The sequence below is a fragment of the Steroidobacteraceae bacterium genome, assembly GCA_041395505.1.
Lineage (GTDB): Bacteria > Pseudomonadota > Gammaproteobacteria > Steroidobacterales > Steroidobacteraceae > JAWLAG01.
The window spans coordinates 445,014-459,411 of record JAWLAG010000001.1; the positions used below are offsets into that span (position 1 = coordinate 445,014).

Sequence of the window (14,398 nt, forward strand, 5' to 3'; positions counted from 1 at the left end):
ATCACGCCGTATCTGCGAGGGTCAATTCCGCAATGGCTGGCACGGCCGCACTATGCGCGAGCCATAACTGGCGCGCGAGGTTCTCGAGTAGCTGCGGATCCACCGACTTGTCCACCTGTTCCAGGGCCGCGGCCGCGCGGGCCAGCGAGTCGGCACCGAGCGAGGCGGCACTCGATTTCAGCGCATGACATTCGGCCGCGAGCTGCTTCAGGTCGCGCCGCTCGATCGCGGCGCGGATCCGCGTGATCTGCTGCCCGGATTCGTTGACGAAGATCCTGGCGACACGCGCCAGCAGGCTAGGCTCGCCCGGCGTTTCCAGGCTGCGGATTGCATTCAGCGCCGCTTCATTGAGTTTGGCAGGTGTAACGGGCGACGACGACATACTTTTCTCCTCGACGGGTAGCCAACGTGCCAGCACGGCGCGCAGTTCATCCAGCGTCACGGGCTTGCTCAGGAAATCGTCCATGCCGGCATGCAGGCAGGCGCGGCGGTGGGATTCGGCGGCATTGGCGGTAAGCGCAATGATCGGCAAGTGTCGCTCGCCGCGCTCGGCCGCGCGGATTGCACGCGTCGCGGCCAGGCCGTCCATCTCCGGCATCTGCAGGTCCATCAGCGCCAGGTCGAAGCGGGTTTCGGCAACTGCGCTCACCGCATCCGCACCGTTCGCGACCATCGTTGCGATGCAGCCGATGCTGCCCAACATGCCGTGGATGACCGACTGGTTGATCTCGTTGTCCTCGGCAACCAGAACACGGCCGCGCAACGACTGCGCCGATTTTGCCGGGCGCGCAACCACGGCGTGCTCCATGGCCGGTGCACCGCCAATGGGCACCGCCTCCCTGAGCGCGATGAACGCGCGGCGCAGGAGTTCGGGTCGCGCTGGCTTGCTAAGCAGCCGCGCGCGCGGCAGGCGACTGTCATAGCGCGCCGAAAGCTGCGCGGTCGCGGATGCCAGAATGAGGACCTTGAGCCCGGGGTCGTCGAAGACGCCGAGCTCCAGCATGCTCGATAGTTCGCTGTTGCAGCTGTCGGCATCGATCACGATGAATCCGGCCGCGTTGCGATCCTCGGCCGTCGCGGCGCGATTCAATGCGCGCAGTTCCGCGAGCGTGCCGCGACAGTCGACCTGCATCTGCCAGCCGCGGCACTGGCGCATGAGGGCATTGCGCAGGGTTTCGTTGGCGCTCACGATGCTGACGCGCTGGTCGTGGAATTCCTCGCAGCGCGAGCCGGGCGGCGCCGGCACGCAGGGCAGGCCCAATTTGATGGTGAAGGTCGACCCGACGGCCGGCTTGCTCTCGGCGGTAATTTCCCCGGCCATCGCCGTGACCAGTTCCTTGCAGATGGCAAGCCCAAGACCCGTGCCACCGAAGCGTCGGGTTGTGGACTCATCGCCTTGCGCAAACGGATCGAATATGCGGGCAACGACCTCGGGCGCCATGCCGATGCCCGTGTCGCGTACCGTGATCGCCAACTCCACGCGGTCATCCTGCCTGTCCGTGACAACGGCGCAGAGGAGGATATCGCCCCAGGAGGTGAACTTGATGGCATTGCCAAGCAGGTTCAGCAGGACCTGCCGCAGGCGTAGGGGGTCGCCGAGCAGCCAATGCTCGAGTTCGGGCGGCGGCGAGGTGACGATTTCGAGCCCCTTGGCCTCGGCCTTGCTGCTCAGCATCTCCACCGCTTCGAACATCACCGCGCTGAGGTCGAAGGGCATGGACTCGAGCTGCATACCGCCCGACTCGGCCTTGGACAGATCGAGAATGTCATCGAGGATGTACATCAGGGACATCGCCGAGCTCTTCGCGGCCGCCGCGAGTTCGGATTGCTTCGGGTTCAGCTCGGTCCGTGTCAGCAGCTCGGTCATGCCGATGACGCCATTCATGGGCGTGCGGATCTCGTGGCTCATGCGGGCGAGAAATTCACTCTTGGCCTGGCTCAGGCGTTCGAGTTCGACGTTACGTTCCGACAGCTGCTGTGTCCGCAGGCGCACTTCCTGTTCGAGGTGAGCGGCTTCCTCGGCTGCGTGGTGCAGCTTGAGTCTGTGCTGGCGCTGCCACAGCGCGACAGCGGCCAACAGCAACATCGTATAGGCGAAATAGGCCCAGCGGCTCAACCAGGGCGCCGGCGCAACCCGCAATTCGACGGCAAGTGGCGCCAGCGACCACAGGCCATCGGCACTGGCCGCCTTGATTTCGAGCTTGTAGTGGCCGGCGTCGAGATTGGTGTAGGTAATGCGTCGCCCGGATCCGAGCTCGTTCCAGTCATCGTCAAACCCGATCAGTCGATAAGCGTAGCGATTCTTCGCGGGGCTCACGTAATCGAGCGCGGTCACTTCGAAGGCGACCGTGTTGTCGCGAAAACCAAGATCGATGCCATGGCCGAGACCGTTCAGGCTGGTGTCCGCGACGGGGCGATTGCCGACCTCGACCCTTGTCAGCGCAATGAGCGGCGCGACGGCACCTTCTTCGATATGGGCAGGATCGAATTCATTGAAACCATTGGCGCCGCCGAAATACAGCCGGCCGTCCGCGGAACGGAAGCTCGCGCCGAAGTTGAATTCCTCGGCCTGCAGGCCGTGCTGGCGATGAAACTGACGAACCTCGCCACTCGTGGGCGTGAATCGCGCAAGTCCTTTGGGCCCGCTCAGCCAGAGATTGCCGTTGTCATCGGTCTGGATGCCGTAGACGACGTTGCTCGCGAGGCCCTCTACCTGTTCGTAGTTGCGAAACGTCACCTGAGTGGGTCGCGATGCGGAGCCTACGACCTGATCGAGACCACCGCCTGCAGTGCCCACCCACACCGTGCCATCGTGATCAACATGCAGCGAGTAAATTGTCGCGGCCGAAAGGCTGTGTGGGTCGGCCGGATCCGGCCGGAAATTTCGCAGCAGCTTGCCGTCGCCATCCAGCAGATAGAGCCCGAAGCCCTCGGTGCCAACCCAGATGCGGCCGCTGCGGTCCTCTGCCAGCGCCGTGGCGCGCAAGTCCGCGAGTTCACGCGCGGTGTCATCTTCGCCATGGCGAATCGCGGCCACCTTGCCATTCGCGTCGATGAGGTTCACGCCGCCGCCGAAGCTGCCGACCCAGACCCGCCCGTCACGCGCTGGCAATATGGACATGATGCCATCGGCGCTGAGGCGCCGCTCGGCGACGGCCTCGCTCGAATAGCGAGTGAGTTTGCCATCGGCCGCGACACGGACCAGTCCTTCGGTCATGGTGCCTATCCAGAGACTGCCGCGCGTATCGCTCGCAAGACTCATGACTCTGCGGTCACGTGGTGCTGCGCGCGGAATCAGGTTCTCGAGCGACGCCCACTTGCCGGTCCGTTCATCACGGCGCATGGCGCTGCCGCCCATGCTGCCGACCCACAGGTTGCCGCGCTGGTCACGCGCAAAGGCCATGACGTACACGCCGTGGGCCCAGCCCGGGCGGCGATGTCCGAACGACCAGCTGCGCGGGTTCCAGCGACTCACGCCGCCGCCGCGCGTGCCTACCCAGATGAGTCCGGAGCGATCTTCGAACAGGGACATCACGTAGTTGTCGCGAAGCGTGGTCGCGTCGGCGGGATCGTTCACGTAGCGCGCGAATTCGCCGCTCTCGCGATCGAGCAGGTTGAGGCCACCTGCGGTACCGATCCAGAAGCGGCCGCTGCTGTCCTCGAGCAAGGCGCGAATTTCATCGTGCAGCAGATCGGTCGCGGAATCGCCGGCGGCAAATCGTCGGAAGTGCTTGCCGTCCTCGCCGAGGCGATTGAGCCCCGCGTCATAAGTACCGACCCACAGGTTGCCGGCGCGATCGACGTATACCGCCGAGACGTTGTCCGAGCTCAGGCTCCCCGGATCGGCTGGGTCGTGGACAAATCGCAGGAAATTCTCGCTTGCCGGCCGGTAGCGGTTGAGTCCGGCATCCGTGCCTATCCAGATCTGGCCCTGCTGATCCTCGACAATGGCGGTCACCGTGTCGCTGGCAAGGGAGCCGGGATCCTGCGGATCGTGGCGGAAGTGACGGAATTTGCCGTCGTGCGCGTCGGCGACACTGAGGCCGGCGCCGGTCGTCGCGACCCAGAGCTGACCACGCCGGTCGATGTAGACATGACGCGATGCGTCACTCGGCAGTGAATCCGCGCGCGTGGGATCGTGGCGAAACGCGAGCCAGTGCTCGGCGCGCGGATCCCAGCGGGCGAGGCCACCGTCCTTGGCCGCGACCCACAGGCTGCCGTGCGAATCCGTCGTCGTGGCCCAGATGAAATTGCTGCCGAGTCCGTCGCGGCTCGAGCGTTCACGACCGTAGCGGAGCACTTCGTAGCCGTCGTAGCGGTTGAGGCCGTCTTCGGTGGCGAGCCAGATGAAACCGAGTCCGTCCTGGGAGATCGACATCACCGAGTTCTGCGACAGGCCTTCCTCGGCCGCGAGGTGTTGGAACACCATGGGCGGCGCCGCACGCGCGCTCATGGCGAGCAGCACGGCGAGTACCGAACCGCACAGGCGATGCGAAAGTTGTCGCCGCAAGGCTATGGACTCCACGGTCGATCAGGGCGCGGCCCCGCTGGGGCGGGACTCTTTAGACTTTATCGTGTGTCCTGGCGCTGCCTTGAGGACAGCGGTCACACTATTCCTGTGGCACCCAGCGATTGATCGACATGGCGCTCGCAAGCCCGGCGGTCGCAAAGCTGCCTTCGTCCCACAGGAGGCTCCGGCTCCAGACATAGCCCCGGCTCCAGGCATAGCCCTGGCTCCAGGTATAAGCCTGGCTCCAGGTATAGCCTCGGCTCCAGGCATAGCCCTGGCTCCAGGTGTAGCCCTGGCTCCATGTATAGCCCTGGCTCCAGGTGTAGCCGCGGCTCCAGGTGTAGCCGTCACCTGCGAGGGGGTCTCCGAAGGTTCCGGCATCCATGTCCATCAGGTAGAAGTTGCCGTCACCGTCCTGGTTGGCTGGTCCGCCGAAGTGGCGTCGCCCCGACAGGTCATCAGCGATATTGAGACCCTGGTTGGCGCAATTGTCGTTGCCGTTGTTCACCGCATCGAGCGCGTTCACGAGCCCCGCGCCTTGCTGGAAGACCGCGTAGGCGGGCCGGCCATCGGCGTCGAGCGCTGTGCGCGCGGCAGACAGCAGGCGGCATTTGACCGTGTCGGGCTTGAGGTTCGAATTGGCCTGCAGCATCAATGCAACGACGCCACTGACCACGCCGGCGGCCTGGGATGTGCCCGACATGGTGAACAGCCGCTCGTTAGGATCCATCTGGGAGCCGTAGTGAGTCGCGATGTAGCTGTCGCGCGGCATCGCGGCGACGATATGGCCGCCCGGAGCAAGGACATCGGGCTTGACGAATCCTTCGTAGGTGGGACCCGCGGAGGAAAAGGACGCCAGGCGATCATCCGTGCCGTTATAAGGGGTGAAATTGTCCGTGAGGGCGCCCGTGGTGATCACATAGGGCAGGTTGCCCGGCACGCCGATGCTCATCGGCTGCGGGCCGGCATTGCCTGCGGAGACCACGACCACGATGCCGGCCTGCCAGGCTGCCATGACCGCCTGATTGAGCGGGTCATCCCAATAGTAGGACTGCGGATCGGCGCTGAAAGAGAGATTCAGCACGCGAATCTTCAACTTCTTGCGATTCGCGACGATCCAGTTGATGCCTTCGATGACGTCGAGGTAGCGGCCCGAACCGTCGGCTGCAAAGGCGCGCACGATCACGATATTCGCCTTGGGCGCGACGCCAAAATACGACCCCGCGAGATTCTGTGCGCCGCTCGCCGCGATCGACGCGACGTGTGTGCCATGGCCGCTGCCGTCTGTGGTGATGGCATCGTTCGCGTCGCCGGCGAAGTTCACGCTGGCAACAATCCGGCCATCGAACTTGTCTGCGAGGTCCGCACTCATGCCGGTGTCGAGCACGGCAATCGTTACCCCTTCGCCGGTAATGCCGGCGCTGTGCAGTTGATCGGCACCGACCAGGGTCGGGTAGCTGGTTTCGAAGAACAGGCCGACCGAGGTCACGCCGCTGCCATCCGTATAGGTCTGCTGGCTGTTGTAGCTGTCGGACAGCTTCTGAAGGAGGGTCGAATAGGAGCTCTGTGTGCTGTAGCTCTTCTTCGCGCTGATGGCCAGGCCGCGATCCGGCTGCATGCGCACTGCTCCTTGCGCCGCGAGCCGCGCCGCCTGCGTGGCGCTGAGCCTGGCGCCGACGCCGTTGATGATCTCGAGACGGCTGACGAGTTGTCCGCCTACCTTCTGAACACTGCGCAGGGCAAGCTCGCTGCTGGCGGCCTGGACAATGTAGGTCTGACGCGGCTCGGCGCCTTGTCGATCTGTTGCGGCCGTGAGCACAAGGGCGGCCGCCGTGAGCAGCAGGCCAAGACCGGTGCGGCGGCGCAAGCTTGAACGATCTGTCGAAATCGGGCGCATGGCAATAGACCTCGGGCGGCGAGCGTGCCGCGAGGTGCTATTGAACGCGCAGTGGGCAATGTGACGCGCTGCTTGCTTCGCCGCGTCACCGCCGGAAAACTGCGATGCGACTCAAATAACGCGGGCGTCAAATGGCCGGGCTGGCACGGGTTTTGCCGCCTCTGCAGGTTTTGCAATTTCCAGCGCGGCTGGGCGCGCGCGGCGGTGCCTATTCGCAGAGACTTTCGAGGTAGCTCTGGGCGGTCGCCGTCAGCTGCTTGCGCGCGAGCGCCCGGGCCTTGGGCGCATCGACGATGTACTCGAGGGGTCCCGAGACCAGGATCCGCCGCACATTGGGGTGACGGCGCGACACGGCCGCCATCTTGTTGAGCACGGTGAAGCCGCGATTGATCTTCTCGCGCGAGGCGCGTTTGTTCTCGATGGTGCGGGCGAGGTATTGACCGAAGCGGGTGTACAGGAAGTACTCGTCGTCGCCGACATGGAACTTGGCGTCGGCGAAGAAATCGGGAAAGTTCTTTTCCAGGTATTCGTTGACTTTTTGCAGAGGAGGGGTGGTGGCGCGCCGTGGGCGCGTACTGGCCTTCTTCATCTGTCGGTACACCTCATCAGGGGTCGGATCAAAAACCAACAAACGTCGCCGCGTCGCGGCCAGGCCGTCCCGGGCGGCGCGCATGATGCGGTCAAAGGTTCCAGGATGCAATACCTGGCTAGCCAATTCCGGGTCCAATGCGCTGACCGGCAAAGCGGCGGGCCGTCGCGGTGCCCGTCCGCTACTGCTCGTTGACCCGTCGCGGCAGGCCTGTATCATCCAGTGAATTAACAACGAATTTGGCTCCGGCGACGCGCGAGCGGCAATGCCACCCATGGCGGCCGCACAGGCTGCGACGCGACCACCTTGTTCGCCAGAGCGAGCACGCCAAATCTTTTTTGACAGTCGTGATCTGCTTGACTCCGATGGGCAGCAGCCAGCGGAGCCCGCACGGTTGCGATTTGGGTTCGGGGGCGCATCAGTAGCGAGTGAGCGATATGCAGGGCAAACACGGCAGGCCAGCCGCGCAAGGGCTGTACGATCCGGGCTTCGAGCGAGATGCCTGTGGCGTCGGATTCGTGGTCGACATCAAAGGCCGGCGCTCGAACGCCATCATTCGCCAGGCTCTGACCGTGTTGCGCAACCTGGACCATCGCGGTGCCTGTGGCGCCGAGACCAACACCGGCGATGGCGCCGGCATCCTGCTGCAGATGCCCCACCAGTTCATGGCCGAAGCGGCGCGGTCCGCCCGCATCAAGCTGCCTCCGCCAGGCCAGTACGCGAGCGGCATCATATTCATGCCGCGAAACGCCACCCAACGGCGGCGCATCGAGGAGACCTTCTCCGGCGTGGTGCAAAGCGAGGGGCTCAGTTGGCTGGGTGCGCGCACCGTGCCGACGGACAACTCCATGCTCGGAGAAACAGCGCGCGCCTCCGAGCCGTTCATGCGCCAGGTCTTCATAGGCCGCGGTGCGGATGTCGCTGACGAGGCGGAATTCGAGCGCAAGCTCTACGTGGTGCGCAAGCGCGCGTACAGCGAAATCCGGGTCTCGACCATGGGTGGTTCGGATGACTGGTACGTTGTCAGCCTGTCATCGAAGACATTCGTGTACAAGGGCATGCTGCTCACGCAGCAGCTCGAACAGTATTTCAAGGACCTCTCGGATCCGCGCCTCGAGTCGGCGCTCGCGATGGTGCACTCGAGGTTCAGCACCAATACCTTTCCGAGTTGGGATCGCGCCCATCCCTATCGCTGCATCGCTCACAACGGCGAGATCAACACGCTTCGCGGCAACGTCAACTGGATGAAGGCGCGCGAGGCGCAGTTTCGCAGCGAGTTGTTTGGCGACGACATCGACAAGATCGCACCCATCGTCAATCCCTATGGAAGCGACTCATCGATGTTCGACAACGTCCTTGAGCTGATGGTGCTCGCGGGGCGATCCATGGCGCATGCCATGATGATGATGATCCCGGAGCCCTGGTCGAAGAACGACTCCATCGACGAAGCCCGCCGCGCCTTCTACCAGTATCACTCGAGCCTCATGGAGCCCTGGGACGGGCCGGCATCGATCGCGTTCACCGACGGTTATGTGATCGGTGCAGTTCTCGATCGCAACGGGCTGCGCCCCTCGCGCTACTACGTGACCAACGACGACCTCGTCGTCATGGCCTCCGAGGCCGGTGTGCTCGAATTGCCGCCGGAGACCATTCTGCGCAAGGGGCGCCTGCAGCCGGGGCGCATGTTTCTGGTCGACACCGTACAGGGGCGCATCGTCGAGGACGAGGAAATCAAACGCTCGATTGTCGGGGAGCGGCCCTATGGTGACTGGCTGCGGGCCAATCTCGTGCACCTGCGCGACCTTCCGGCGGCGCCGCCCGCGGCGGCCATCGATCCGGACACCCTGCTGCAGCGGCAGATTGCATTCGGTTATAGCTTCGAAGACCAGCGCATCCTGATGGCGCCAATGGCGCGGGACGGCGTCGAGGCGGTCGGCTCCATGGGCAATGACACACCGCTCGCGGTGCTTTCCGACAAGCCGCGCCTCCTTTATGACTACTTCAAGCAGCTCTTCGCGCAGGTGACCAATCCGCCCATCGACTCGATTCGCGAGGAAATCATCACCTCGACCGACGTATGGCTGGGGTCGGAGGGCAACCTGCTCGAACCGAAGGCGACGGACTGCCGTCGCGTCGAACTCGCAGGCCCAGTACTCACCAACGATGAGCTGCAGAAGATCCGCCGTTTGAGCCTGCCCGGTTTGAAAGTGGGCGCGGTGAGCGCATTGTTCGTGGCGAGCCGCGGCGAAGACGGGCTCGCCAAAGGCATCGAGCAGATGTGCGAGTCGGCGCGCAAACTCATCGAGCGCGAAGATGTCAACATCCTCATCATCACCGATCGCGGCATCAATCGCGAACAGGCCGCGATGCCGACGCTGCTGGCCGTGTCAGCGCTGCACCATTTCCTGATTCGTGAAGGTCTGCGCATGCGTGTCAGCCTGGTGGTCGAAACCGGCGAAGCGCGCGAAGTGCATCACTTTGCGCTGCTCATCGGCTACGGTGCGGCGGCGGTGAACCCCTATCTCGCTTTCGAGACCATCGAGGGCATGATTCGCGATGAGCTGCTGCCGACGATCGAGCATCGCCTGGCGTGCATGAATTTCGTCAAGGCGGCGACCAAGGGCGTCGTCAAGGTCATGTCGAAGATGGGCATCTCGGCAGTGCAGAGCTATCACGGCGCGCAGGTGTTCGAAGCGATCGGGCTTCGCCGCGATGTCATCGACGAATACTTCACCTGGACGCCGTCACGTATCGGCGGCATCGGGCTGGATGTCATCGCCGAGGAAACCCTGGCGCGCCACCGCCAGGCTTTCGCGCAGCGCGGCAACGGCCACACGCTCGCAAGTGGCGGCTTGTACCAGTGGCGCCGCGATGGCGAATTCCACCTGTTCAATCCCGAGAGCATTCATCGCCTGCAAAAAGCGGTGCGCACGGGTAGCTACGGCACTTACAAGTCGTATGCGACTTTGATTGATGATCGCGCGCGCAATCATTCGACCTTGCGCGGGCTGCTCGACTTCAAGGCGGGCGATCCGGTGCCGCTCGAAGAGGTCGAACCCGTCGAGGCCATCATGCGCCGCTTCAAGACCGGCGCCATGTCCTACGGCTCGATCAGCAAGGAAGCGCACGAGACGCTGGCGATCGCCATGAACCGCATCGGCGGCAAGAGTAATACCGGCGAGGGTGGCGAGGATCCTGATCGCTACGCACCGCTGCCGAACGGCGATTCGAAAGCATCGGCCATCAAGCAGGTCGCCTCGGGTCGCTTCGGCGTGACCAGTCACTACCTGGTCAATGCCCGCGAAATCCAGATCAAGATGGCGCAGGGCGCCAAGCCGGGCGAAGGTGGCCAGCTGCCGGGCAGCAAGGTCTATCCCTGGATTGCCAAGACCCGCCATACGACCGCCGGCGTCGGACTGATCTCGCCGCCGCCGCATCACGATATCTATTCGATTGAGGATCTCGCCGAACTCATCCACGACCTCAAGAACGCCAATCGCGAAGCGCGCATCAGCGTCAAGCTGGTCTCGGAAGTCGGAGTGGGAACCATCGCGGCAGGGGTTGCCAAGGCGCATGCCGACGTAGTGCTGATCAGCGGCTACGATGGCGGAACCGGCGCATCGCCGATGACCTCGCTCGCGCACGCGGGCCTGCCCTGGGAACTCGGACTCGCCGAGACGCACCAGACGCTGGTGATGAACAACCTGCGTTCGCGCATCGTCGTCGAGACCGATGGCCAGCTGAAGACCGGGCGCGACGTAGTCATCGCAGCGCTGCTCGGTGCCGAGGAATTCGGTTTTTCGACGGCGCCGCTGGTTGCGACCGGTTGCATCCTGATGCGCGTCTGCCACCTCAATACCTGCCCGGTCGGCGTCGCCACCCAGGATCCACGGCTGCGCGAGCGTTTTGCCGGCAAGCCCGAGCATGTCGTGAACTTCATGCGATTCGTTGCCGCACACATGCGCGAGCTGATGGCTGAACTGGGTTTCCGGACAGTGGATGAAATGGTCGGTCGCGTCGATCGCCTCGAGCCCGCGGCCGCCATCCTGCACTGGAAGGCGCGCGGGATCGATTTCAGCAATATCCTCTATGCGCCCGACGCGGGACCCGAAGTCGGCCGTTACTGCCAGATGCCGCAAGACCATGGTCTCGCGCAGTCGCTCGACGTGACGAGACTCCTCGACATCTGCCGTCCGGCTATCGAGCAGGGCGCCAAGGTGCGCGCCGATGTGCCAATCCGCAATATCCATCGCGTTGTGGGCACCATCACCGGCTCCGAAGTAACGCGCAAATGGGGCCCCGATGGGTTGCCGGATGGCACTATCCATCTGAATTTCACGGGTTCCGCGGGACAGAGCTTCGGCGCCTTCGTGCCGCGCGGAATGTCACTCACGCTCGCGGGCGATGCCAACGACTATGTCGGCAAGGGGTTGTGCGGCGGGCGCATCGTCGTATGTCCGCCGGCCGGCGCAGGCTACGACGCAGCGCACAACATGATCGTGGGCAATGTCGCGCTCTACGGCGCGACCAGCGGCGAGCTGTTCGTGCATGGCATGGCAGGCGAGCGCTTCGCCGTGCGCAACAGCGGCGTGGATACGGTTGTCGAGGCCGTCGGCGATCATTGCTGCGAGTACATGACCGGTGGACGCGTCGTGGTGCTCGGCGCGACGGGGCGCAACTTCGGCGCGGGCATGTCCGGCGGCGTTGCCTATGTGCTCGATGAGGTTGGCGATTTTCGCCGTCGCGTCAATTTGCAGATGGTCGATATCGAACGCATCGAAGACGACGAGGAGTCGCGGTCCCTGCGCGAGCTCATCGCGCGCTACGCCGAGCTCACCGGCAGCGCGGCGGCCGAGCGATTGCTCGGTGACTGGGCTAACCTGCTTCCCTGCTTCGTGCGCGTGATACCGAAGGATTACAAGCGCGTACTCGCCTGCCTCAGGCGTGCACATGAGCAGGGATTGTCGGGCGATGAGGCGATCATGGCGGCATTCGACGAGAACTCCCGCGACCTCTCGCGCGTCGGCGGTAATTGAGAGCGCCGCAAGCATGGGTAAACCAACCGGATTCATCGAATATCTGCGCGAATTGCCGCTCGATCGCAGCCCAGCCGAGCGGGTGCGCGACTGGCGCGAGTTCCATCACCACATGGACGAGCGCGGCCTCAAGCAGCAGGCGGCACGCTGCATGGACTGCGGCGTTCCCTTTTGCCACACGGGCAAGTTGATCAGTGGTGCCGCTTCCGGTTGCCCCGTCAATAACCTGATACCGGAGTGGAACGATCTCGTCTACCGCGGCCTCTGGCGTGAAGCGCTCGAGCGGCTGCACGCGACCAATAATTTTCCGGAGTTCACCGGCAGGGTGTGTCCCGCGCCTTGCGAAGGATCCTGCGTGCTTGGAATCAGCGCGCCACCGGTGACCATCAAGAACCTGGAAAATGCCATCATCGACAAAGGCTTCGAAGAAGGCTGGGTACTCCCCGAACCTCCGGAGAGGCGCACCGGCAAGCGGGTTGCCGTCGTCGGTTCGGGTCCTGCGGGTCTTGCCGCCGCCGCGCAGTTGAACAGAGCTGGCCACGAGGTCAGCGTGCTCGAGCGCGCCGATCGGCCGGGCGGGCTGCTGATGTACGGCATCCCGAACATGAAGCTCGACAAGCACGATGTGGTCCTGCGTCGCATCAAGTTGCTCGAGGACGAAGGCATCAAATTCATCTGCAATGCCGACGTCGGCGAGAATGTCGAGGCGCGGCTCTTGTTGCGTGATTTCGATGCGACCGTCATCTGCACGGGCGCAACCGCAGCGCGTGATCTGCCGGTGCCGGGCCGTGAACTCCCGGGCGTGCACCTCGCGATGACCTACCTCACCGACAGCACGCGCGCGCTGCTTGCAGGTGGTCCGGCGGGCGTGACCATCAGCGCCAAGGACAAGGACGTCATCGTCATCGGCGGCGGCGACACGGGTACGGACTGCGTCGGCACCGCGATGCGCCAGGGTTGTCGTAGCGTGACCCAGTTCGAAATCATGCCGAGGCCACCGGATGAGCGTGCCGAGGACAATCCCTGGCCCGAGTGGCCGCGCGTCTACCGCCTCGACTACGGACAGGAGGAAGCGGCGGCCCGCTTCGGCGCGGATCCGCGTCGTTACCTCACTACGGTGCAGAAATTCATCGGCAACAAGGCCGGCGAGGTGAGCGAGCTCGCTACGGTTGCGGTCGAGTGGCGCAAAGCGGCGGACGGTCGACTACAGCCGGCCGCCGTCGCGGGCAGCGAGCGGCGCCAACCGGCCCAGCTCGTGCTCCTCGCGATGGGCTTCACCGGACCCGAATCCGGTCTGCCCTCAGACCTCGGTCTCGAAACCGATGAGCGCAGCAATCTGCGCGCCGACTACGGCGTGTATGCAACCAACGTCAAGGGCGTGTTTGCCGCCGGCGACTGCCGCCGCGGACAAAGCCTCGTCGTATGGGCCATACACGAAGGCCGGCAGGCAGCGCGCGAGTGCGATCGTTACCTGATGGGATCGACGACGCTGCCCTGACGCGCACGGTCCTGGAAAGCCCTTGGCACGGCTGCAGCGAGCGCACGCCAGGCGCGCGTATCCGTCTGCGCTACCGCGATTCGAATCGCGTGAGTTCGTATTTGAGCCCACGCGCTGCAATGATCGATCGCACGACCAGCCGATCCGGCTCGTCGATGACCCAGAGGTCGTTGACCGATGCCAGCCGATAATGCGTCGTCTTGAAGCGCCCAGCCGCTACGGCGATGGTTTCATCGCCGATACGTTCGATGGGCAGACTGTTGAGTGAGCCCTTCACCGGCAACGTGAGATCGCCGCTCGCTTCCATGGTGAGAATGCTGAGCGTGCCAGATGACTCGTCGGACGACAGATACCAGCCATGCCAGCCGTCGGCCGCGACCGGATGCGTGCCGATGGAAAATTGCTCAGGCACGTTCTGCTCAAGGTGCAGCACGCCCTGTGGTCCGCGGCTGTCGGTCGTGAGGCGCTTGCCGTCCGCGCGCATGAGCGCACTGCCCTTGAAGGCGCCTGCGTTCCAGTAGCTGACATAGGCCTCGAGCGGGCGAAAATTCTGTGCAACGCGCAGGACAACCGTGAACTGCGCATCCCGTGCGCGAAGGTCGTGCCAGATCGACAGCGTGCGGCTGCCATCGGGATGCACGAGCAGGGTGAATTCCTCGCTGCCGCGTTGCTCGTGGCCATCCAGCGTCGTGTAGGCGTAGCGACCGCTCGCGCGCCGCAGGATGCTGCGATTGCCCGCCATGGCATCGGGGGCACTCATCGAAGCGCTGCCAGGCGCGTGTGCTGGATCTGCACCTGATACAGCGCCTGGCAGGGCGGGCAGGCGCGCACAGCCGCCCAGGACCGCCGTCACGGTTACAAGAAAAAC

6 protein-coding genes are annotated in these 14,398 nt (G+C 64.2%); 2 read left to right on the top strand and 4 right to left on the bottom strand.

Annotated features, from left to right (window positions below):
- Position 1: 1 nt before the first annotated feature.
- From R3E77_02060 to R3E77_02070, 3 genes are all read right to left on the bottom strand, one after another.
- Entirely contained in the window at positions 2-4,510 is a 4,509-nt protein-coding gene (locus R3E77_02060; GenBank protein MEZ5498194.1) for a two-component regulator propeller domain-containing protein, read from the bottom strand.
- Between the two features lie 100 nt (positions 4,511-4,610).
- On the bottom strand, positions 4,611-6,377 hold the full coding sequence (locus R3E77_02065; GenBank protein MEZ5498195.1) for a S8 family peptidase: 1,767 nt from the start codon (positions 6,375-6,377) through the stop codon (positions 4,611-4,613).
- 238 nt (positions 6,378-6,615) lie between these two features.
- Positions 6,616-7,272, bottom strand: coding sequence for a hypothetical protein (locus R3E77_02070; protein MEZ5498196.1), 657 nt, complete (start codon positions 7,270-7,272; stop codon positions 6,616-6,618).
- 161 nt (positions 7,273-7,433) lie between these two features.
- Here R3E77_02070 and gltB point away from each other — a divergent pair, with 161 nt between their 5' ends.
- Both gltB and R3E77_02080 read left to right on the top strand, forming a co-directional pair.
- Positions 7,434-12,032, top strand: a complete 4,599-nt coding sequence (gene gltB, locus R3E77_02075; GenBank protein MEZ5498197.1) for a glutamate synthase large subunit — start codon at positions 7,434-7,436, stop codon at positions 12,030-12,032.
- Between the two features lie 13 nt (positions 12,033-12,045).
- Complete coding sequence (locus R3E77_02080) at positions 12,046-13,530, top strand: glutamate synthase subunit beta (GenBank protein MEZ5498198.1); 1,485 nt, start codon at positions 12,046-12,048, stop codon at positions 13,528-13,530.
- Between the two features lie 70 nt (positions 13,531-13,600).
- Here the strand turns inward: R3E77_02080 and R3E77_02085 are convergent, their stop codons facing one another.
- On the bottom strand, positions 13,601-14,290 hold the full coding sequence (locus R3E77_02085) for a hypothetical protein (GenBank protein ID MEZ5498199.1): 690 nt from the start codon (positions 14,288-14,290) through the stop codon (positions 13,601-13,603).
- Positions 14,291-14,398 lie beyond the last annotated feature (108 nt).